We start from the raw sequence: 21,493 nt of genomic DNA, 5'->3' as shown, positions 1-21,493 counted from the left end.
TAAAAAAGCAGCCTGCATTTTTATCAATCCATCACATTACAAATTTGGGTTCACAATAATTTTAACCGCAGATTCGTTGTTATGAATCAAACGCTCAAAGCCTTCGGAAATCAATTCGTCCAATTTAATGCGTTGAGTAATAAACGGCTCTAAATTGATTTTGCCTTGCTCTACCAATTTAATCGTTTCCGCATGGTCGTTGCAATACGCGATTGTGCCACGCACGTCCAGCTCTTTCATCACCACGCTGTGAATATTGATGCTAGCAGGTTTGCTCCAAATCGACACAATCACCACTTTTGCCGTTGGGCGACACGCAGCCACCATCGTATCCAATACCGCGTTCACGCTCGAACATTCAAACGCCACATCAACGCCTTGGTTGTCGGTCAATTTCATCACTTCTGCCACCACATCAACTTGCGATGGGTCAAGAATATAATCTGCCACGCCCGACTCTTTGGCTTTTTCTTTACGCGCCGTGCTCAATTCGGTGATGATAACTTTTAAACCTTTGGCTTTTAATACCGCTGCCAACAACAAACCAATCGGGCCTGCACCGCCCACCAAAGCCACATCGCCTGCTTTTGCACCACTGCGTACAAACGCATGATGACCCACCGACAATGGCTCAATCAAAGCCGCTTGGTCCAATGGAATATTGTTGGAAATCGGATGCACCCAACGGCGTTTAACGGCAATTTTTTGCGCCAAACCGCCACCGCAGCCACCCAAACCAATAAAGTTCATGTCTTTGGACAGATGATAATTGCTGCCCTCGCCTGTTGGCACGTCATCATGCACAATATAAGGCTCAACCACGACGTGCTGACCCACTTGAATATCGGTCACGCCCTCGCCCACGGCATACACCACGCCCGAAAATTCGTGACCCATTGTCACAGGCACAGATTCGCCCGAAATGGGGTGTGGATGTCCGCAAGGCGGAATAAAAATCGGGCCTTCCATAAATTCATGTAAGTCTGTACCACAAATACCGCACCAAGCGACATCAATACCCACTGTGCCAGGGGCAACAACAGGTTCTGGAATATCTTCAATGCGAATATCGCCACGGTCATAAAAACGTGCTGCTTTCATAGTTACTACTCCATAGTGGTTGGGAAATCGATGAAATTTGATTATATTGTAGCAAAATTTCGCAGGCGGTTTTTGACAAATTGATACATTTTACAATTCGTTATTATATATCATAAGCCATTGTATTCAATAAAAATTTACTATGGTGGATTAAATTTAGATTAGGACAAGGCGACAACGACCGCCGTGTACAGCTAGTACATGAGGGAGTCGGCAACGCTGTACTAATCTAAATTTAATTCACTATATATTTAATGCAAATCAAAGACACAATAAAAAGTGCAGGCTACTTTGCCCATTTTCAGCAAAAAGCAGCCTGCACTTCTTGTTTTATAGTTGATGCAATAATTTTTTAATACAAGGCGACAATGCCCGCCGTGTACGAATAGTACATAAGGGCGTTGGCAACGCAGTATTAAAAGATAAGTGCATTAACTATATTACTTCAACTTTGCCAACAATTTATCATGAATGCCGCCAAATCCGCCATTAGACATCACCAAAATATGGTCGCCCGATTTCGCCGCCGCCACAATCGCATTCACAAATTCATCAAAATCCTTGCCAACGTGCAATTTGTTGCCCAACGGTACAAGCGCGTCCGCCACGTCCCAATCCACGCCGCCAGTATAACAGAAAACTTGGTCGGCATTTTTCAGGCTGCCTGAAAGTGCGGTTTTCATCGTGCCGAGTTTCATTGTGTTGGAACGTGGCTCTAATACGGCAATGATTCGCGCCGCGCCCACTTTGTCGCGCAAACCTGCCACAGTCGTGGTAATCGCGGTCGGGTGATGCGCGAAATCATCGTAAACGGTAACCCCATTTTCCACGCCTTTGATTTCCATGCGGCGTTTCACGTTTTTGAATTGGCTCAACGCTTCGCAGGCTGCCTGAACGCTCACGCCAACGTGTCGCGCTGCCGCAATCACGGCTAATGCGTTCATGCGATTGTGTTCGCCGAGCAATTCCCACGCGATGTGTCCAACGTGTTCGCCTTTGAAATGTACGTCAAAACTGCCGTCCGCACCCACGTTCGCAATTTGCCAGCCAGCCTGATTGCCAAACCATTCAATCGGTGTCCAACAGCCACGCTCAATGGTCTCGTGCAGCGATTCTTCGCGCCCATTTGCCACGATTAAGCCTTGATTGGGAACGGTGCGAACCAAGTGATGAAATTGCGTTTGAATCGCGTGTAAATCGGGGAAAATGTCGGCGTGGTCGTATTCTAAATTGTTCAAAATCGCGGTGCGTGGGCGATAGTGGACAAATTTGCTGCGTTTGTCAAAAAACGCGGTGTCGTATTCGTCCGCTTCAATTACGAAAAACGCGCTGTCGTTTTGCGGCAAACGTGCGGAAACGCTGAAATTTTGCGGTACGCCGCCAATCAAAAAACCTGCGCCATAACCTGCATATTCCAACACCCACGCGAGCATGGAAGCGGTGGTTGTTTTGCCGTGTGTGCCAGCTATGCCCAGCACCCACATTTTGTGCAACACGTTTTCAGCCAGCCATTGCGGTCCTGATGTATAGGGCAGATTTTTGTTCAAAATGCCTTCAATCACGTCCATGCCGCGCTTGGCGACATTGCCAATCACATACATATCGGCTTTAAATTCATCAAGTTGCGCTGCATCAAAGCCTTCATACACGGTTACGCCCAATTCTTCTAATTGCGTACTCATCGGCGGATACATTTTCGCATCGCAGCCTGTAACTTTGAAACCTGCTTCTTTGGCGATTCGCGCCAGTCCGCCCATAAATGTGCCGCCAATGCCGATGATGTGAATATGTTGCATGATGAAATCTCGTGTTAAAAATAAGCGCGATTATACCCCCGACAAGCCAAAAGCAGCCTGCAAATTATCCAACAAATTCTGCAATTCTTTTGGCAAATCCGCCTTTAAATGCAATTTCTCGCCCGTCAAGGGGTGATTCAATTCCAAAACAAAAGCATGTAAAAACATACGTTTCAGCCCCAATTTTTGCAAACGCTTATTCGCCTGATAATCGCCATAACGCTCATCGCCCGCAATCGGGCAATTTTGCGATTGCATGTGTACGCGAATTTGATGCGTCCGCCCTGTCTTCAAAGTCGCTTCAACCAAACTCAACGCCGAAATCCCAACCGAATGCATCAGGCTGCCTGAAAACGTATTCAACACGCGAAAAATCGTGTGCGCCGATTGCCCGTCCGCATCAGAGCCAACGCGCACCATTTTTTCGCCATTCGCGCCCGTGTATTTAATCAATGGCAGTTTCACATGGCGATTTTCAGGCTGCCATGTCCCCACGCCCAACGCCAAATAAATCTTTTTCGGGTGGTCGTTTCGCAGCATTTCATGCAATTTAACCAACGCAGAACGCTTTTTCGCAATCATCAACAAACCGCTTGTGTCGCGGTCAAGCCGATGAACCAATTCCAAATATTTCGCGTCAGGGCGCGATTGGCGAAGCTGCTCAATCACGCCAAAACTCACGCCCGAACCGCCATGCACCGCCACACCGCTCGGCTTGTTAATTACAATCATCGCATCATCTTCAAAAACGATGTCAAATTCACGCGCAGGAATGGGCGCATTTTTCAGGCTGCCTGAAACATCTTTTTCCGCAATGCGAATCGGCGGAATACGCACTAAATCTTTATTTTCAATGCGATAATCGGGTTTCACGCGCCCCTTGTTTACGCGCACTTCGCCAGCGCGAATAATGCGATGAATATGGCTTTTGGGTACGCCTTTTAATATTTTAATCAGATAGTTATCAAGGCGTTGCCCTGCTTCATGTTCTTGAATGGTAATGTGATTGACTATTTCTTTGCTAATTTGGGGCATTTTCTCTATAATCCGAAACTTGTTTTAGCAGCATTTAGGCTGCCTAAAACACGGTGTTTGCAAGTGATACGGCTTTGATTTAATGTGAAAAATGATTTTTAGGCAGCCTGCACACCGATTGATTGCTAAAAAGCCGTATGTCGCCATTTTACAAAAAAAGTAATTTACACGTTTTCCTTTTTGTTGCCACAAGCCTACGGCAGCGAAAATATTGTTTGAAATATAAAAATTAGACGATGGCTTAAACATTATTCATTTAAATAAAATAACTTTCAGGCAGCCTGAAAATACATAACCAAAATATTATTGTAGGATGGGCATTGCCCACCAAAATCAGCGTTAATGTGATACTTAAATGGTGGGCAATGCCCACCCTACGGAATACGTTTTGTATTTAAAGCAGCCTGCAATTTTCAAAAACGCTCTTTATTATCGTCAAAACTGCACACATCGCAGCGCGTATTTTCCGCGCCAACACGCGAGCAGTTATCAAACCGAAAACGTGTTAATCTTTTGAAAATAAAGGTATAACATGAAAAGAATGCTCTTCAATGCCACGCAAGCCGAAGAATTGCGAGTGGCAATCGTTGATGGACAAACCCTATTGGATTTGGACATTGAAACACTCGGCAAAGAACAACGCAAAGGCAATATTTACACAGGCGTGGTAACGCGCATTGAACCGTCTTTGGAAGCGTGTTTTGTGGATTACGGCACAGACCGCCATGGCTTTTTGCCATTTAAAGAAATTTCACGCGCTTATTTCCGCGATTACGAAGGCGGCAAGGCGCGTATTCAGGACGTGTTGAAAGAAGGCACGCAACTGATTGTGCAAGTTGAAAAAGATGAACGCGGCAACAAGGGCGCAGCTTTGACGACTTATATTAGTTTGGCGGGTCGTTATTTGGTGCTGATGCCAAATAATCCGCGTGGCGGTGGTGTGTCGCGCCGTATTGAAGGCGAAGACCGTGCTGAATTGAAAGAAGCGATGGCGCAATTAGATGTGCCAAACGGCATGAGCATTATTGCGCGGACGGCTGGCATTGGTCGTAGCGCGGAAGAATTAAACTGGGATTTCAATTACCTGCTGCAATTATGGCGTGCGATTGAAGACGCGGCAGCCGCGCATAAACAGCCGTATTTGTTGTTTATGGAAAGCTCGCTTGTGATTCGTGCGATTCGCGATTATTACCGCCCTGATATTAGTGAAATTTTGGTAGATAATCCCGAAGTTTACGAGCAAGTGTCTGAATTTATGAGTTATGTGATGCCGAATAATTTGTCGCGGCTGAAACTCTATGAAGACCACACGCCTTTGTTTTCGCGCTTGCAAATTGAGCAGCAGATTGAAACGGCGTTTGCGCGTTCGGTGAATTTGCCAAGCGGCGGTGCGATTGTGATTGACCACACAGAAGCCCTTGTTTCTATTGATGTAAACTCGGCGCGTTCTACTCGTGGCTCGGACATTGAAGAAACGGCTTTCCGCACGAACATGGAAGCGGCGGAAGAAGTGGCGCGTCAAATGCGTTTGCGCGATTTGGGCGGCTTGGTTGTGATTGATTTCATTGACATGGAAGACGCGAAACATCAACGCGATGTGGAAACAACTTTGCGTGATGCGCTGAAAAAAGACCGTGCGCGTGTGCAAATGGGTAAATTATCGCGTTTTGGTTTGTTGGAATTGTCACGCCAACGCTTGCAGCCTGCTTTGGCGGAAAGCAGCCATATTGCGTGTCCGCGTTGTGCTGGCACGGGTGTGATTCGCAGTATTGAATCGACTGCGCTGCACGTTTTGCGCTTGATTCAAGACGCGGCGATGAAGGAAAATACAGGCGAAGTTCACGCGCAAGTGCCTGTTGATGTGGCAACTTTCTTGTTGAATGAGAAACGCGCTGAATTGTTTGGCATGGAAGAGCGTTTGGACGTGTCGGTTATTTTGATTCCTAATCCGAATTTGGAAAATCCGCATTACGAAATTTCGCGTATTAAAGTTGATGATGTAGATGAAAATGCCGACCCAAGCTATAAACGTGTGGCTGAACCTGAAAAATCCGACAGCGTGCCGTTTGCCAACAAAAAAGGCGAAAAAGCGGCACGTCCCGAACCTGCTGTACGCGGTTTGAAACACGCAACCCCTGCGCCTACGGTGAACGAAAATAAATCGTGGTGGTCTAGCTTTAAGGGCTGGCTGAAACGCTTATTTACAGGTAGCGACAGCAAACCTGAAACGGAGAAAAAAGCGGTTTCAGGCAGCAAAAAAGACGGTAATCGTAAACGCAATAACCCTAATCGCCGTGCGCGACCCAAATCAACACGCGATGAAAACGCTGCGCCAAGCGAAAACGGCAATCAACGCACCAATCGCAAAGCGAACAATCGTCAGCGCGATGCGGAAAAAGAACGCCCTGTTGATACCAATGCCACACCAGCGATGCCAGAGCAACGTGTTGAGAAATCGCGCCCCAAAAATGAGCCGAATCCACGCAAGCAGCCTGCAAAATCGCCAGCGGAATTGAATCCAGCAGCAACGGAATCGACTAATCAAGCGGCTGCGAATCCGAAAAATCGCCCACAAAAAGCCAAAAAAGAAAAACCTTTGGTGGTGAACTTGGGTGGCGAAAAACGTAGCAAATACGACCGTCGCAATAACCAAAAACCGCGTGGCATTCCATCGGCAGCCAAAATCGAGCATTACCTGGATTTGAACCATGTGAGCGCGATTGTGGAAGATGGCATCGCACACGTTGTGGCGCAATATCCTGATTTGGCAGCCGATAGCACATTGATTAAACGCCAAACGGTTGCGGTTGATGTGATGAACGAAACGGTTGAGACCGTTGCGCCTGCTGCCATTGCATCAAATTATGCAGATGAAAGCACCGAAGTGGTGCAGGCTGCTTTGTTGGTGCGCGATGCGGTGGAAACGGTGTTGCCTGAAATGGTTGATGCAGACAATTCTGCTTCTGTGCCTGAAACCGAAATCAGCGAAACCGCGCCAACCGCGTTGTTGCAGGCGATTGAAGAAGATTCGGAGCATGAAAAACCCGAAGAAACGGCAATCGAACCTGTTGCCGCAGAACCTGTGGCGCAGGCTGCTTTGGTTGAGCCAGCTACGCCTATTATCAACAAAACTTCACGCGAAGAAGCGGTGCAACTGGCAGCGGCGTCGGGCTTGATTTTGGTGGAGACCAGCGTGGGCGCATTGATTGCGGCTGCGGCACGTCTTGACCCGCCTGCTGCGCCTGTGTTGCACTATGCCGACCGCCCGAAAGTGCAGGCTGCTTCTGCACCGAGCGAGATGATTCAGGTGGAAACGATTAAGTAAATCAACATGCCCATTTGCAGCAGTTAAGCAAATGGGCGTTTCATGCTTGGATAGACGATGAATACCCCCTACCCTACCCCCGATTTTGAACAAAAAATCACGCCGCCCGAGCAACTGGCGCAAAAATTGGCGCAACTGCCGCGCCCTTTGGTGTTTACCAACGGTTGCTTTGACATTGTGCATCGCGGACACGTTAGCTATCTTGCCCAAGCGCGGGCGTTAGGTGCGAGCCTTGTGTTGGCGTTGAATACCGATGAATCGGTCAAGCGACAAGGCAAAGGCGATGACCGCCCGATTAACTCACTTGCCAATCGTTCGGCGGTGATGGCGGCTTTGGCGAGCGTGGACGTGGTAACGTGGTTTGACAGCGACACGCCAGCCGATTTAATCGCGCAAGTGCAGCCCGATGTGCTGGTTAAAGGCGGCGACTGGCAACCCGATGCGATTGTAGGTGCAGCAGAAACCTTGGCGCGTGGCGGACAGGTTCACAGCATTCCGTTTTTGCATCAGACTTCTACGACTAAAATGTTGGCGAAAATTCGTCAGTAATTTAATCACATAAAAAGTGCAGGCTGCTTGTATTCAAAAGCAGCCTGCACTTTTTGTACGCGCTTATTCTGTTTTACGCCAATCGTTTGTTTTAATTTGAAATGCCGACACAAACGCAATCACGGCAACCACAAACGCGCAAGCCATCGCTAGATGAATGCCGTTTAACATGTCTTGCTGCGGATTGGTCGCTTGGCTCATTTTTTCGCCAATGCTGGTCATGCCAACAAAAAACGCTGCGCCCAATGCACCTGCAATCGGGTTGAGTGTGGTTAAAGTACTCGCGCCATGCGGATTGAGTTCACGTGGCAAAGCGTTTAATCCGTGCGTTTCGCCTGTAATACATGCGCTGACGCTGACTGCCATGGCGGTAAACAAAATTGTTAAAACGATGGTGTTGGTTTGTAAATCCAAAAATGTCCACATCGCGCCCAATGAACCGAGCAGCGCAATCGTGGCTGGGATTAACATGAATCGTCCGCCTTTTTTGTCTAGCAATGCGCCAAAAAGTGGGGCAGCAATCGCTTGGGCGATACTGGCTGGCATGAGCATTAAGCCTGTGGCTGTGCCTGTCATCAATAAAACTTGTTGCGTGTACATGGGGAAGAGTAATTCCATGCCCAAAAACAGAAACGAGCCGCACACCAAAATAATGGCGACATAACGGAATTGTTTGAACTCGAACACGCGTAGATTGAGCAATGGCACATCTAGCGTGAGTTGGCGTTTCACGAAAAAGGCGATAATCATCAAAGAAATAATCATCACGGCGACGAATACGGCTAACGGTAAAGATTCAAAATTGCTGCTGGCGTACACCAAACCGCCAAAACCTAGTATTGACGCAATCACTGACGGAATATCTACTTTGGGTTTGGTGATGTCGCTCAGGTTTACGGTTAAGAATTTGCTCACTAATAGCATCGCCAACACCATAAAAGGAATGGTCAGCCAGAACAGGTAACGCCAGCTTAGGTGGTCGATAATCACGCCTGAAATGGTGGGACCCATGGCTGGGGCAGCGGTGAACATCATGGTAATCACGCCCATGGCTTTGCCGCGTTGATTGGGTGGGAAAATGGTTAAGATGCCGTTAAACAAAATGGGGACGAAAAACGCGGCGGCAATCGCTTGAAACACGCGCCCAAACATCAACACGGGAAAATTAGTGGCGAATATGCAAATGAGTGAGCCAACAATGAAAATAGTCTGCGTAATCAAGACCATTTTTCGGGTTTCAAGCCATTGAATGAGGTTGGCGGTGATTGGGGTGAACGCGCCCATAATCAGCAAAAAGCCTGTGGTGAGCCATTGGACTGTGGTTTTATCAACATGAAAATCTGCCATTATTTTGGTTAGCGCGACGTTGAGTAAGGTGTCGTTCAGGTAGCCGAAAAATGCGCCGATGAATAGTGTGAATACGATGATTTTGCTAGGAAAATTGGGATTTTCGCTGAAATAGGTTTGATTGGGGTTGTCTTCTATGTGGTGCATAATTGAATGATTAGAATGAAAAAAGGCGGTATTCTAGCAGATAGGACAAAGCAGCCTGCACATTTAAGTTGCAGGCTGCTTTTTTACAGAATTTCAAATAATCGCGCCAACAGCACGTCTTTTAATATCTGACACGTTGCAGGCTGCTTGAACAGCGCAACCAAATCTGCGTCCAATTCCACATATTCCACGACTTCGCACAAACTGGAAAAGGTTTTCATGCGGTGTTTGTTTTCAAACTCGGATTCGCTATCTGGTTTGAGATGAAATCGCCAAAACGGTTCAGATTTCATGTGATACAAGGGCATGCCGAAGTTCATTTTATGATGCGAATTTTGTACCCACAACACCCATTGTTGTTCAAATTCTTGTTTTAATTCATCGCTTAAAATGATTTTTTCTGTGTGTAGGCTGCTTTTTTCATACAACGCCACAACTGCGAGCATCAGAATAAATTTATGTGGCGATTTGTTGTTTTTGTGCGTGAAATTGGTGTGTAGTTGTCTAAAACCATTCGCGTAATAAAACAATGATTGATGATTCATTCTGCGTCCAATTCTGCTTGTAGCTGCTGCAAAATGTCGGCTGCGTTCAAATCCAGCGCATGACAATATTCCACAAATTCAAATACATCTAATCTTCTGTCGCCTGTTTCCACTTTGCCGATAAACGAATGCACCACGTCTAATTTTTCCGCCAATGCGCGTTGCGACAATCCTAAATCTAGTCGCCGCCGAATAAGGAGTTGTCGCAACTTCATGTGTTCTGTGGAATGTATGGATAAACGTGGGTTTCTCATTGCACCAATTTTAGGTACAATCCGCATTGCACCTGTTTTAGGAGCAAATAAGATTAAAACGATGAAATGAACCACAAAAATGACTGTTATCCCGATTCAAACCCTTTCGCCTTTTGATGAAATCCGACAAAACATTGCTGATGAATATTTAAGCATGGCGCAGCATTACCCTTGGATTGTTACATTTTCGGGTGGCAAAGACAGCACTTTGGTGGCTCATCTTGTTTTTGAAATGCTGTTGTTATTGCCGCCGTCTTTGCGTCAGCGAAACGTGTATTTCGTGTCCAATGACACGCTAGTGGAAAGTCCGCTTGTCGTGCAACACATGCGCAACGCGCTGAATACGATTTTGAACGCAGCAGAAATTTTCAGGCTGCCTGTAACTGGGGAAGTAACTGTTCCAAAATTGCAAGAAACCTTTTGGACATTGTTGATTGGTAAAGGTTATCCCACGCCAAACCGTTCCATGCGTTGGTGTACCGACCGCCTGAAAATTCAACCAACCAGCGGCTACATCAAGCAAAAAGTGGATGAAAACGGCGCAGCAATCATCGTATTGGGCGTGCGAAAAGATGAATCGTCCACACGCAAAGCCAGCATTGAACGCCATCAAAATTTAGAAAATTCCAATCTCACGCCACACAATGATTTGCCCAATGCGTTTGTTTATCGCCCGATTGTGGATTTGAGTACCGATGATGTGTGGGAATTTCTCGCAACGAACAATCCGCCTTGGGGCGGTACGCATGGCGATTTGATTCGTTTGTATCGTGAAGCGGCAGGCGGCGAATGTCCGATTGTGTTATCGCAGGAAGAAGCCCCAGGCTGCGGCACAAATTCCAGTCGTTTTGGCTGCTGGACTTGCACGGTGGTGAATAAAGACCGCAGCCTGCAAGGCTTTGTTGATGTAGGAAAAACGGAATTTTTGCCATTGATTGAGTTTCGGGATTGGTTAGTGGAGATTCGCAATAAGCCCGAATATCGCCAAATGGAACGGCGCAACGGGCGCGTGGAATACAAAAACGGGCAACACATTCCCGGCCCGTTTACCGTTGAAGCGCGAAAAATGATGTTGGATAAATTATTGGAAGTGCAGGCTGCTTTTGGCGCGGAGCTGATTTCTGATAAAGAAATTGAATGGATTAAACAAACTTGGGCAAAAGACGTGATTAACGCCCACTCTCGGAGCAAAAAATGAAAGCAGAAGTACAAGAAAAATTAGAACATTTGATGTTGTGGCAAGATGAAACAGCGCGTTCATTGTTGCGTCAAACCGCTGTTGAATTTCAAGTACCCGAAGATGCGTTAGCCGAATTGCTGGCATGGGAAATGGCGCAACAAGAACGTGGCCGCGCCGACAATCGCCGTGCCACTTTTGATGATGTGCTGGGCAATACAGATTATTGGAAAGAGTAAAACCATGTGGATTAGCAAAATTAAATTACACAATTTCAAATCGTATGCCGATGCAGAATTTACGTTCCCGGAACCGCAAAACGGCAAAAACTTGGTGTTGATTGGCGCAGAAAACGGACACGGCAAAACCACGCTGCTCGAAGCAATTTATTTGGGTTTATATGATGCCGATGCGATTGTGCATTTGAATCGCGCAGGTTTAAATTCGCAAGAACACAGCTATCCACGTTTTATCAATCAAGCCTTATTTCATCAAGCCCAAGCGCGTCGTGGCAATCACACCATGTCGGTGGAATTAGAAATTAGCCTACGCAGTCGTGATGTGGTGCATACACTAAAAATCGCGCGTAAATGGTATTTTGATGCCAACCGCAATTTCTCATATTCTGCCGAAAATTCGCGTGAATATGCGCTTTGGTATATGCGTAACGACCAAAGTGGCAAAAAACTGATTCCTCCTTCACAACAACGCAACTTTTTTAGCCGCTTTGCTCCCCCATCGGATTACGCACCATTTTTCTTTTTTGATGGCGAAAAAATTGTGCAAACCGCCGCACAAAGTGGTGCAGGCATTTGGCTAAAAGATGCGTTGATGGGTTTGCTGGGCATTACATTGCTCAATCAACTTAAAGAAAGTTTAAGTCAATTTCGCACTCAAAATATTTCCGCCAGTGCTTCTGCCAAAGTGCAGGCTGCTTTAAAAGAAGCGGAAAGCAAATTGATTCAAGCAGAAGCCATTTTGCAAGAAGAACGCGAAAAACAAGAAACCCTGCTCAATCAAATCAATGAATACACCCAACGCCGAGATACATTAACGCAAACATTGGGCGGAAGCAGCAGTATTGTGCATACCGAAGACCTTGCCAAAGCGCAAAAAGAAGCCGAAATCATGCAGCAAAAATTCCGCGATACGATGAAAGAAGCGGTATTAGCCATGCCATTGGCGTTTTTACCGCAAGCGCGATTGGATAAATTGGATTTACAACTGGAAAAAGAAGCCAACCGTTTGGGCTACGAAAGCAATAAAGACCAAATTGGCGATAAAGTTGATGATTTTTGGAATAAATTTCAAAACAGCGACAAAGTAAAAGAAGTGCTGGGGCGTTCTGCACAAACCATTTTATCCGATGAACTAATGAAAGACGCGGTGCGAGAATGCTGGAATAGCTTGTTTTATCCGCTGCCTGAAAATTGCGCCGAACAAATTGAACACAATTATTTATCGCCCAGTGCATCGGTAGATATTCGCAATCAAATCCGTCAATTAAGCGCATCGCCCCTGTCTAATATTGGCGAAATTTTGGATAACATCAGCGAACAAGAACGCATTGCACAAGACATGGCAAGCAAAATTGCCATGCTCAAAGGCACAGGCAACGATGAATTAGTGGAAGAATTAGAGCAAGTTCATCACGCATTGGACGATTTAAATGGCAAATTAGGCGGCGCGCGCACCAAATGTGAGCAAGAAGAAAAAAATACCCACCGCTGGCAACTTGAAGTAGAACGACTGCGCCAAGAATCTGCCAATAATTCGCCACAGCACCAAAAATCCGAACGCGCCAAACGCATGGAGCAAATGATTGAAAGTCTCGCCAATAAATTGCTGCAAACCAAAGCCAATGATTTGGGCAACATCGCCACCAAATTGCACAAAAATATTGCACACGACCCACGTATTCAACGCATTGAAGTACAAGCAGGCGGACAACTGGGTTTGTATGGTAGCAATGGCGAAAAAATTCAGGCTGCCCTATCCGCAGGACAAATGCAAATTTTGATTATGTCGCTGGTATCGGCATTGGCACAAGTTGCCCGTTATCACGCACCAATGGTAATTGATACACCGCTTGCACGTTTAGATGCAGGACACCGCCAAGGCTTGTTCAACCATTGGACATGTTTGCCGCAACAAGTGATTTTATTATCGCAAGATACCGAAATCACCACCGAAGTCCGTCAAGAGCTGGCTAAACACATTTGCAGCACCTATTTAGTACGCGCCAAATCGTTGCCAACAGGCGGCGCACAGTCCCATGTACTTGCCAATCAATATTTTAATTAAGGGAAAACAATGTCCTATCAAGTCAATACCGCAACAGGCTGGGATACAGAATGGTTTCACGAATTGATGAAACCCAGAATCAAAGGCAGCCTGAAAAGCCAAGAAGTTCGCAAAGAATTAGCCAATCAAGGCGCATTGCCCGCTTTTGATAATAACTATGACTGGGCGATGTTTTGCATTGCATATTGTTTTGCAAAAGATTTAATACCACATTTAGAAACCGCACCCGATGCCAAAGGCAGCGAAATCCCCAATTTTGAAACCTGTTTTCAAAAAGAAGCGCGATTGTGGCTGGCTTATTTAAGCGATGCCCTATTTGAATTGAAACAAGGCAAACCTTGCACGCGAGATGATTTGTATCAATTTATCCAAGATTTGTGGCACACAGGCGCAGTTGAGCTGGAAAAGCGGTGGTATACCTATCGCAAAAACAACGAGCATTCTGAATTGGACGCACAAAAACAATTTTTGGAAGAATTGGCAAAATTAGCGCAAAAACATTCCAATTCACGCAAAAAAACCGCACCAAGCAGCCTGCAAAATAATGACCATTCAGACCACGAAAACAGCATTGTATTAGATGCCGAAATCGTCAAAAAAGCCTTGGAACGCGCAAAATTAGCTGCCGAAAAAGTAGAACTCATCGCCAATGGCTTGCGCTATGGCTGCTTTCGTGTGCAACTCAAACAAGCCAGCGATTTGGACAGCAACGAAAGTAAACAAAAAACCTTACGCAGCGAACTCAATATTGCCGACCATGCTTTACGCATAGAACGCAATACCAGTTGCGGTACGCTTTATACATTTGATTTGAAAATCTTGCGTCCGCGCAAAGAATGGCGCGATTTTGGCAAAGCCGAATTTCAGGCTGCCTTAACGCAATTTCAGCGCAAAAACGAAAAATTGCCCGTGTGCATTGGCATTGACGAAGCAGGCAACACACAATTTGCCGATTTAACCGATGCGCCGCATTGCGTTGTCGCTGGCGAAACCAAATCAGGCAAATCCGTGTTTATCCGCGCCTTGTTGCACAGTTTGTGTCAATTAAATTCAGAAAAAGACGTGAAATTGTATATTCTCGACCCCAAGCGCGTAGACTATCAAGAATTTAAGCGTTATCCACATTTAGTAGGCGGCAACGTCATCACAGAAATTGATGAAATGGTGCAAACCTTGCATGATTTGGTTGATGAAATGGAAGAGCGATATAGCTTATTGGAAGCACATCACAAAAACAAAGTCAGCGATTTAGCCGACCATGCCAGACCGCCTTATTGCGTGGTTTTAGTAGAAGAAGCAGGCGATTTATTTGATGCCGACAAATCCGCCGAAGAGCCTTTGGTACGATTAGCGCAAAAAGCACGCGCAGCAGGGATTCATCTAATCGTGGCAACACAACGCCCTGATTCTGCAACATTAAGCGGACGATTGCGCGACAATCTCAATTCCAAAGTTGCCTTGCGTGTTGGCAAACACCAATCGTCTAATATCATCTTGGGCGAATCGGGTGCGGAAGGATTAGCAGGCTATGGCGACCATTTAATTAAATGGGACGGCAGCGAAACGCGCTTTTTACACGGCTACAACATATAAAAAAGCAGCCTGCACTTTAATTATGTGCAGGCTGCTTTTTATTATTCCCCATCTTTCAACGCATCAAATTTCGCTTTCATAGTCGGATTTTTGCGCGTCAATTTCTTCACCGTCAAATCTTCCGCCTTATCATTCGCCAAACGCAAATTATTTTCCGCCCCCAGCAAATCCGCTTTTGTCTTTTCCAAATGCTTAATTGTCTCGTCAATATGCTTGATTGCCGACTGAAATTTCTCGCTCGCCAAACGATAATTGCGATCAAACTTCTCACGGAAATCGTCCAGCTCACTTTCAAAGTTTGTAATATCAATATTCTGTGCGCGCATCGTCGCCACTTCCTGCTTGTATTTCAGTGCATTCAGCCCCGAATTACGCAGCAGCGAAATCATCGGCAAGAAAAACTGAGGGCGCACTACATACATTTTCGGGAACAAATACGACACGTCCACAATCCCATCGTTATACAAATCGTTATTGCCCTCCAGCAACGACACCAGCACCGCATATTCACAGCCTTTTTCACGGCGGTCTTTGTCCAATTCTTTCAGGAAATCCACGTTTTTCTTTTTGGTTGCCGTGCCATCGTTTTCATTTTTCATTTCAAACATAATGGAAACGATTTCGCTGCCCTGCCCGTCTGTTTCGCGGAAAATATAATCGCCCTTGCTGCCTGAAGACGCGTCGTTGTCCTTGCCGAACTGCGCCTGCGGAAACGCCATCGCACGCACACGGTTGAACTCGTTTTCACAATGCAATTCCAAGCTCTCGCCGACCATTTTTGTGGACTGCTTCGCCTTGAAATCTCTATAAGCTGCAATCTCTTCATCTTTAATTTTCAAAACCATTTGAAATTTATCTTGCAGCGCACGTTGTTCTGATTCATTTTTTGATTCACTCAATTTCAGTTGAGTCTCTAAATCCAGCACCTCGCGTTCTTTTGCCGCCAATGCTTGGCTAATCGCCAAATCACGCTCCAAATTCATACGCTCAACCAACGCAGCATTTTGTGCGCGCAGTTGCTCAATTTCGCGTTCACGCGTTGCCAAATCCGCTTTCAGGCTGCCTGAAACTTCAGCAACGGCCAATTGTCTGTCTTTTTCATGCGATGCTAATTGGCTGTTTAATTGGGCGATTTCAGCATTTTTTTGCGCTAAGGTTTGTTCAAATTGCGTTTGTGCTTTCGCTTGTTGCAATGCCAATTCGCTTTTGGCTTGGGCTTGGTGTTGCACTAATCGCTCGTGAATTTCGGCTTGAAATTCTTGCGTGCGGACTTGGTTTAAGATGTCGGCATAACTGGCTTCGTTAATCGTGAACGCGGTTTGGCAATGGGGGCATTTGATTTCGTGCATGAAAGTCCTTTTAATTAATAACATATTGGATAAAATTTGGTGGTGTCCTGAAAAGTGTGCTGCAAAACTAAACAATGCCAAAGTGAATATCAAAGAAAGCTAAATCAAAAACTTTCTTGTGATAAAACATACTTTTAGAAAAACAACACGTTTTTCTAAACGCTCGCCTTACTTTGTGCCGTAAACGACAGTTATTACCCTCAATGCCAACTGTGTGTTGCTTACCAACTAGATGTCATTCTTCATTTGAAAAGACATTTAAAAATGCAGCCCAGTCATCGGTCGCAATTCTGTCATAGGTTACACGCAACTCTTTCAAACGCCGTTTGAGTGCTCGCGCTGTTGCTAAATCGCGCTTACCCCAAACGTAAGCGACAATTTCGCCACTTTCTCTGTGATAGGCATAGACTAGCCACACTTTATTAGACTTGTTACCGACAAATGTCCAAAACTCGTCTATTTCAAGTGTAGAGTAATGTTTTTGTTTAGGAAATGGCTCAAACTCATGGCGTTTTAAGGCAGCCTGAACTTTGTCTTTGCTGTAACCCGTAATTGCTGCAATATCGCGAATACCACAACCTCTAACGGTCATTCTCCAAACCTGTTCATCAGCTTTGGAATGACAACCCTTATAGGTAAGGTTATGGTCGCCAATAAAATTACGGCAGCAATCTTTACAAAAATACTTTTGTTTACGATTGCCAGAGTAGCCATTTTTCTTTATATTTTGTCCTTGGCAGCGAGGACAAGTTAGAGTTATTTCTGTTTTCACACACTCAAATATACTCTGTTTTCGCTGCTTTTTTATTGCTTATTTTTTACAGCACACTTTTCAGAACACCACCTAAAATTCATCTAGCAGTAGATGCACATGGCAATCCTTTGGAATTTATCATTACTGACGGTTCGGTACATGATGTTAAAGTTGCACCTGAATGGATTGCTAAATTGGATTTAAGTGAAACATCAATAGTTTGTGCAGACAAGGGTTATGATTCAGAACCTTTGCGTGAACAAATTGAAGCTGAAGATACTCATGCAAATATACCAGTAAAATCAAATAATAAGAAAAAAGGTAATCATCATATGGACTGGCATTTATATAAATGTCGCCATGTTGTGAAAAACCAATTTAACAAAATTAAAAACTACCGAGCTATTGCTACACGGTTTGATAAACTAAAGCGAAATTATGAAAATAATGTCGCTCTAGCCCTTGCGTATCAATGGCTCAAGCTATGAATGTTCAACAAGACCTATATAGTTCCATCTATATTTTTAATTACTTCAGCTTGCCAACCTTTCTCAGCAAGTGTTGCAATACACTCTACTAATGTTTCTTCATAAGGAGAATAATCTTTAGCCAAACTAGGTCGCACATAAATTTCTATTCCCTCATCTGTATTGATGAAAGCAAAGTTTTTTTTAGTATATTTCGGATAAGTTAATATACCTTGAAATCTTTTTGCCACATTTTCAATTTCATTTTGATTATCTGATAGCAGTACCTGATTTGGGAATCTTGAATCTTTTTCAGATGAACTAAATACCAAATCTACAAAATCCCCAACTTTCAAAGAAGTGAGTATTTCATATCTATCGTGGTATAGTGGTATACCATCATCGACTGAAATACGCGCAAAACTAAATTCTCTTTCTTGATTTTGATTTGTGTTATGAATATATCCTTTCTTAACAATCATTTGTTCTTTTAATGATGAATTTTCACGATAAATAGATTTTTCATCATTTTTATCTAATTGATTATTGTAAATAAAATCAAAAAACTCTTTTACATCAAACAAAATGAAATAGGCTAAATTTACACCTGCAACTTTAATTGTTGCAATTTTTCTACCCGTGTTGGGACAAGTATCTTGGCATAATCGCTCATCAAACGAAATACATACTTTAGGTTTGAAAAATACTTGATTATCTGACTTTTCAATATCGTATAAAAAATTTATGTATAAATCAGATACAATACTATTTTGTGTATTTTCAAAATCCTTAACTGATAAATGCTTATCATATTGAATAATATCGTAAATAGTACTTTCTACTATCTCATTAATGATTGGTTTTGCAATTTGTTCAATAAACTCCTGATATTTATTACCTTGCAATCCAAATACAAAATCACTTTTAAATATTTCAGTCATTTAAGATAAATCTCCTGAATTTTAGGAAAATTTAATTTTACAATCTGGATTCCACAATTTAAATCTGTAACAGAAAGAATAATTTCCTCATGTTTAATATCATAAAAAGGAAGACCAAATTGACTAACTATTTCATCATTTATGCTTTTAGATAAACAAAATTCATATAAATTAGATTTTATAATACTTAAATTAATTCTGGGATCTTTTCGAAATTCTGGATTATCAAAAACTGTATAGGAATAATACTTCCAATCTACAATATATTTTACATTCTTTAGCCCTTGCTTGGATTTATTTCCTTTATTTAGTATATTTTGGTATATTTCCTCATAAATAGTTTCATCAATATTTTTCAAAATAAAATGATATTTATTTTTAGGATCATATTGATACCCCTTTAATTTATTGTGATTATTTCTTTTTCTTTTGTGTAAATTTTTAAACTCAAATACAAAATTTTCAAAAATCTGTTTAGATATATCGAAAATATCTGAATTTAAATTTTTTTCTTTATTTGAGTTAAGCTTAAATTCCACATTGATACGATTTGTATACAGAGACAAAATTTTAGGTACAGGACTTTTCTCTATACTCAAGATTTTTTCACTTAAGGCAACGATAAGAGGATTCCCACTTAAACCATGATTCTCTCTAGACTCAATAATAATATCTGGTCTTATCCAGCGCCTAAATCCATTTAATTCAATATGAAAAACATTCTGGATTTGGTTATAATCTATCCAAACTCGTTTTTCTCTTGATAAATTATCCCTATATTTATTTAATTGTAAATTCGTATCACAATACAATATTTCATAGTCTTTATTCTGTGCCATCCAAGAATTACACATTTCCTCCCAAATATAACTAAAATTATCGATACCCCAAAATTCTTGATTGCTTTCAGCATCAAATTTCAGGTTACCATATAAAAAGTGTTCTATTGCTTCATAAATATCCCAATATTGTGCATTTTTATATGCAGTTATTTTATGAATATTATCCAAACAATCTTTTAATATACCAATAGTCATATCAAATGAATGTTCGGAAAACAAACTTTGTTCTGGGCTTAAATATTGATAAGAGAAATTAAATGCAATTTCTTTAATTTGTTCTGATAATTCCTTTTCTAATTCATTAGCCAACTCTTTATAAATATAACAAAATAACTCAATCAACTCCGATGGAACACCACGGACAATATTTCTATATCCCAATGTATGTTCTATAAAAATAGCATTATTTTTTAAATAAATTCCTTTATCCAAATAATTTTCAATTTTTGAATAATCAACATCTTCAATCAATCCAATTTCTTGAATTAGAGATTCAATTTCCAACTCTTGATAAGTCTCAAAAATTTTCTCAATCAAATCAATCTTGCTATATAAAATAGTCTCATTATTATCTTCATCAGTAAAAATGTATGCTCCTTGATGATTATCAATTTGTACATTGTCTTTTGATGTTGGCTTTTCATCAAATTGCTTACTATTATTTTGATTATTTTGACGAAATTTATTAAAAATACGATACATAGAGAAAAATAGCTTTTTAACATTGTCGTAATTTTTCTCAAAATTATCAAAACCTTTTGGCAGAGTGAAAGCCATTTTTCCTAAATATTTATCTTGACGAATACCCACAAATGAGCCTCGAAGACAATTAGGCTCATTTGAGTATACAATTTCTAATTCATTAAAGTTAAACATTAATTTTCCTGAATTGCTTTAATAAACTCTTTAACTTTTGCGGCAAAATCACCAAACGTAACTAATTCATTTCTATCAACTTTCAATAAATCAGTTAATGGTTTCTTATCGCGGTTAAATACACTATCCCAAATAAAAAACATCAATTTACTTTGAATCACTGCGTAACTGATTTGATTTTTTTCTGCCTTGATGAAGTAACGACCAATTTGCTTATCTTCAATGCCACGAATATAACTATGATTTGACTTAATAAAGTTATTTAGTTTAGCAATGAAATCAACCCATTCTTTTTCCGAATAAAAAGCGACTCCTAGTTCTGAAATGAGATTTGAATTGACATCGATAAATTGCCACTCCCAACGGCGTTTGAATGCCGTATCCATATAATAAATAGAGCTATCAGATGTATTCATTGTTGCAATAATGTGAAGGTTAGGTGGAATTTTTATATTCCTTTGATTTAAATCTAATCCAAGCAAAGAAATAATCTCTTTTTGTAAATCTGGAAATTTTTCCCCCTTAAATGCCCCAATTTCATTGGTTGTCTTACCACCTTTTGTAGTTGATGTTTTAATATCATTAAAAATTAACTCTTGAAATTTATCAAATACTATTCCATTAAGTGTAGTTTCATAGCTAGACCAACCACTATCATCTCTATCAAGTAACTGAAAAACTGAACCAAAGATTGCCGAAGAATTACCACGATTAATTTCATCAATTACTAAAACTACATTATCAGGTTTTCGTGATTGCTCACCGTTTTTATCAAGAACAAGAACTAAATTTCTATAGGCATAAGATAATGCTTTTAAAAAATGTCCTTCATAAAAACGATATTCTACATTCCCAGATTCAGTTGATATGGGTAATAATTTACCCATAAAATCTCCATACGTGTATTCAGGGTGAAATACCACATTAACAACATTAGATTCTCTTTTCTTTTTTTCTTTCTCTTTATCATCATCTTTAATTAAAGATGAAAGAATATTATGCTGAATTAAATGACTTTTTCCTGTACCAGGACTGCCAAAAATAATTTTCTGAATAACATTACTCATAAATATGCTCCAAGGTTCTAAAAT

General features: G+C 42.3%; 17 protein-coding genes and 2 pseudogenes. 8 read left to right on the top strand and 11 right to left on the bottom strand.

What is annotated here, in order from left to right; translation table 11 throughout:
- Positions 1 to 36 precede the first annotated feature (36 nt).
- The 3 genes from DQN52_RS04300 to DQN52_RS04290 form a co-directional block, all read right to left on the bottom strand.
- On the bottom strand, positions 37 to 1,101 hold the full coding sequence (locus DQN52_RS04300) for a 2,3-butanediol dehydrogenase (RefSeq protein ID WP_003785314.1): 1,065 nt from the start codon (positions 1,099 to 1,101) through the stop codon (positions 37 to 39).
- Positions 1,102 to 1,541: 440 nt separating this feature from the next.
- Positions 1,542 to 2,897 (bottom strand): UDP-N-acetylmuramate:L-alanyl-gamma-D-glutamyl-meso-diaminopimelate ligase, encoded by a 1,356-nt coding sequence (mpl, locus tag DQN52_RS04295; protein WP_003785313.1) that lies wholly within the window; start codon positions 2,895 to 2,897, stop codon positions 1,542 to 1,544.
- A 30-nt stretch (positions 2,898 to 2,927) separates the two neighbouring features.
- Positions 2,928 to 3,932 (bottom strand): RluA family pseudouridine synthase, encoded by a 1,005-nt coding sequence (locus tag DQN52_RS04290; RefSeq protein ID WP_003785312.1) that lies wholly within the window; start codon positions 3,930 to 3,932, stop codon positions 2,928 to 2,930.
- Positions 3,933 to 4,287: 355 nt separating this feature from the next.
- On the opposite strand from DQN52_RS04290, the gene DQN52_RS10925 reads away from it, so the two are divergent.
- The 3 genes from DQN52_RS10925 to rfaE2 are packed head-to-tail and all read left to right on the top strand — an operon-like array spanning position 4,288 to position 7,806.
- Positions 4,288 to 4,449: a hypothetical protein gene (locus DQN52_RS10925; protein WP_155114345.1), complete on the top strand. Its 162-nt coding sequence runs from the start codon at positions 4,288 to 4,290 to the stop codon at positions 4,447 to 4,449.
- Between the two features lie 15 nt (positions 4,450 to 4,464).
- The gene (locus DQN52_RS04285) at positions 4,465 to 7,257 is read left to right on the top strand and encodes an Rne/Rng family ribonuclease (RefSeq protein WP_003785308.1); all 2,793 of its coding nucleotides are present in this window, start codon (positions 4,465 to 4,467) and stop codon (positions 7,255 to 7,257) included.
- A gap of 57 nt (positions 7,258 to 7,314) precedes the next feature.
- Complete coding sequence (gene rfaE2, locus DQN52_RS04280; protein WP_003785306.1) at positions 7,315 to 7,806, top strand: D-glycero-beta-D-manno-heptose 1-phosphate adenylyltransferase; 492 nt, start codon at positions 7,315 to 7,317, stop codon at positions 7,804 to 7,806.
- Between the two features lie 63 nt (positions 7,807 to 7,869).
- Here the strand turns inward: rfaE2 and DQN52_RS04275 are convergent, their stop codons facing one another.
- From DQN52_RS04275 to DQN52_RS04265, 3 genes are all read right to left on the bottom strand, one after another.
- Complete coding sequence (locus tag DQN52_RS04275; RefSeq protein ID WP_003785304.1) at positions 7,870 to 9,300, bottom strand: MFS transporter; 1,431 nt, start codon at positions 9,298 to 9,300, stop codon at positions 7,870 to 7,872.
- Between the two features lie 83 nt (positions 9,301 to 9,383).
- Positions 9,384 to 9,845, bottom strand: coding sequence for a hypothetical protein (locus DQN52_RS04270; protein ID WP_003785302.1), 462 nt, complete (start codon positions 9,843 to 9,845; stop codon positions 9,384 to 9,386).
- A complete protein-coding gene (locus DQN52_RS04265; protein ID WP_026036269.1) occupies positions 9,842 to 10,099 on the bottom strand; it encodes a helix-turn-helix domain-containing protein in 258 nt (85 codons plus the stop codon). The genes DQN52_RS04270 and DQN52_RS04265 overlap by 4 nt, the downstream gene beginning before the upstream one ends.
- Positions 10,100 to 10,178: 79 nt before the next feature.
- Here DQN52_RS04265 and dndC point away from each other — a divergent pair, with 79 nt between their 5' ends.
- The 4 genes from dndC to DQN52_RS04245 are packed head-to-tail and all read left to right on the top strand — an operon-like array spanning position 10,179 to position 15,173.
- Positions 10,179 to 11,297 (top strand): DNA phosphorothioation system sulfurtransferase DndC, encoded by a 1,119-nt coding sequence (gene dndC / locus DQN52_RS04260; RefSeq protein WP_003785298.1) that lies wholly within the window; start codon positions 10,179 to 10,181, stop codon positions 11,295 to 11,297.
- A complete protein-coding gene (locus DQN52_RS04255) occupies positions 11,294 to 11,515 on the top strand; it encodes a DNA modification system-associated small protein (RefSeq protein WP_003785297.1) in 222 nt (73 codons plus the stop codon). The genes dndC and DQN52_RS04255 overlap by 4 nt, the downstream gene beginning before the upstream one ends.
- A gap of 4 nt (positions 11,516 to 11,519) precedes the next feature.
- Complete coding sequence (locus DQN52_RS04250) at positions 11,520 to 13,580, top strand: AAA family ATPase (RefSeq protein ID WP_003785296.1); 2,061 nt, start codon at positions 11,520 to 11,522, stop codon at positions 13,578 to 13,580.
- Positions 13,581 to 13,589: 9 nt separating this feature from the next.
- Positions 13,590 to 15,173: an FtsK/SpoIIIE domain-containing protein gene (locus DQN52_RS04245; RefSeq protein ID WP_003785295.1), complete on the top strand. Its 1,584-nt coding sequence runs from the start codon at positions 13,590 to 13,592 to the stop codon at positions 15,171 to 15,173.
- 41 nt (positions 15,174 to 15,214) lie between these two features.
- Here DQN52_RS04245 and DQN52_RS04240 read toward each other — a convergent pair whose 3' ends face one another.
- Together DQN52_RS04240 and DQN52_RS04235 are read right to left on the bottom strand one after the other, a co-directional pair.
- Positions 15,215 to 16,522 (bottom strand): DUF2130 domain-containing protein, encoded by a 1,308-nt coding sequence (locus tag DQN52_RS04240; RefSeq protein ID WP_032827582.1) that lies wholly within the window; start codon positions 16,520 to 16,522, stop codon positions 15,215 to 15,217.
- A 67-nt stretch (positions 16,523 to 16,589) separates the two neighbouring features.
- Positions 16,590 to 17,294, bottom strand: a pseudogene (locus DQN52_RS04235) (IS1 family transposase).
- A gap of 74 nt (positions 17,295 to 17,368) precedes the next feature.
- Here DQN52_RS04235 and DQN52_RS04230 point away from each other — a divergent pair.
- Positions 17,369 to 17,764: pseudogene (locus tag DQN52_RS04230) on the top strand (IS5 family transposase); the annotation flags it as partial.
- Positions 17,765 to 17,778: 14 nt separating this feature from the next.
- On the opposite strand, the gene DQN52_RS04225 reads toward DQN52_RS04230, so the two are convergent.
- From DQN52_RS04225 to DQN52_RS04215, 3 genes are read right to left on the bottom strand one after another with little or no spacing between them, the layout of a single operon-like run.
- Positions 17,779 to 18,684, bottom strand: a complete 906-nt coding sequence (locus DQN52_RS04225; RefSeq protein ID WP_003785291.1) for a hypothetical protein — start codon at positions 18,682 to 18,684, stop codon at positions 17,779 to 17,781.
- Entirely contained in the window at positions 18,681 to 20,402 is a 1,722-nt protein-coding gene (locus tag DQN52_RS04220) for a hypothetical protein (protein WP_003785290.1), read from the bottom strand. Before DQN52_RS04220 ends, DQN52_RS04225 begins: the two co-directional genes overlap by 4 nt.
- Complete coding sequence (locus tag DQN52_RS04215; protein WP_003785289.1) at positions 20,402 to 21,469, bottom strand: AAA family ATPase; 1,068 nt, start codon at positions 21,467 to 21,469, stop codon at positions 20,402 to 20,404. The genes DQN52_RS04220 and DQN52_RS04215 overlap by 1 nt, the downstream gene beginning before the upstream one ends.
- Between the last annotated feature and the right edge of the window lie 24 nt (positions 21,470 to 21,493).

Origin of the sequence: Kingella kingae, from assembly GCF_900475905.1 — a bacterium.
Lineage (GTDB): Bacteria > Pseudomonadota > Gammaproteobacteria > Burkholderiales > Neisseriaceae > Kingella > Kingella kingae.
This window is presented reverse-complemented; position numbering and strand designations above follow the sequence as displayed.

Excerpts from the sequence above, each read along its gene's own strand:
- DQN52_RS04270 (WP_003785302.1), bottom strand. The coding sequence starts at position 9,845 with ATGAATCATCAATCATTGTTTTATTACGCGAATGGTTTTAGACAACTA.
- DQN52_RS04265 (WP_026036269.1), bottom strand. The coding sequence starts at position 10,099 with ATGAGAAACCCACGTTTATCCATACATTCCACAGAACACATGAAGTTG.
- DQN52_RS04215 (WP_003785289.1), bottom strand. The coding sequence starts at position 21,469 with ATGAGTAATGTTATTCAGAAAATTATTTTTGGCAGTCCTGGTACAGGA.
- DQN52_RS04255 (WP_003785297.1), top strand. The coding sequence starts at position 11,294 with ATGAAAGCAGAAGTACAAGAAAAATTAGAACATTTGATGTTGTGGCAA.
- DQN52_RS04220 (WP_003785290.1), bottom strand. The coding sequence starts at position 20,402 with ATGTTTAACTTTAATGAATTAGAAATTGTATACTCAAATGAGCCTAAT.
- DQN52_RS04290 (WP_003785312.1), bottom strand. The coding sequence starts at position 3,932 with ATGCCCCAAATTAGCAAAGAAATAGTCAATCACATTACCATTCAAGAA.
- mpl (WP_003785313.1), bottom strand. The coding sequence starts at position 2,897 with ATGCAACATATTCACATCATCGGCATTGGCGGCACATTTATGGGCGGA.
- DQN52_RS04225 (WP_003785291.1), bottom strand. The coding sequence starts at position 18,684 with ATGACTGAAATATTTAAAAGTGATTTTGTATTTGGATTGCAAGGTAAT.
- DQN52_RS10925 (WP_155114345.1), top strand. The coding sequence starts at position 4,288 with ATGGTGGGCAATGCCCACCCTACGGAATACGTTTTGTATTTAAAGCAG.
- DQN52_RS04300 (WP_003785314.1), bottom strand. The coding sequence starts at position 1,101 with ATGAAAGCAGCACGTTTTTATGACCGTGGCGATATTCGCATTGAAGAT.
- DQN52_RS04275 (WP_003785304.1), bottom strand. The coding sequence starts at position 9,300 with ATGCACCACATAGAAGACAACCCCAATCAAACCTATTTCAGCGAAAAT.
- DQN52_RS04245 (WP_003785295.1), top strand. The coding sequence starts at position 13,590 with ATGTCCTATCAAGTCAATACCGCAACAGGCTGGGATACAGAATGGTTT.
- dndC (WP_003785298.1), top strand. The coding sequence starts at position 10,179 with ATGACTGTTATCCCGATTCAAACCCTTTCGCCTTTTGATGAAATCCGA.
- DQN52_RS04240 (WP_032827582.1), bottom strand. The coding sequence starts at position 16,522 with ATGCACGAAATCAAATGCCCCCATTGCCAAACCGCGTTCACGATTAAC.
- rfaE2 (WP_003785306.1), top strand. The coding sequence starts at position 7,315 with ATGAATACCCCCTACCCTACCCCCGATTTTGAACAAAAAATCACGCCG.
- DQN52_RS04285 (WP_003785308.1), top strand. The coding sequence starts at position 4,465 with ATGAAAAGAATGCTCTTCAATGCCACGCAAGCCGAAGAATTGCGAGTG.
- DQN52_RS04250 (WP_003785296.1), top strand. The coding sequence starts at position 11,520 with ATGTGGATTAGCAAAATTAAATTACACAATTTCAAATCGTATGCCGAT.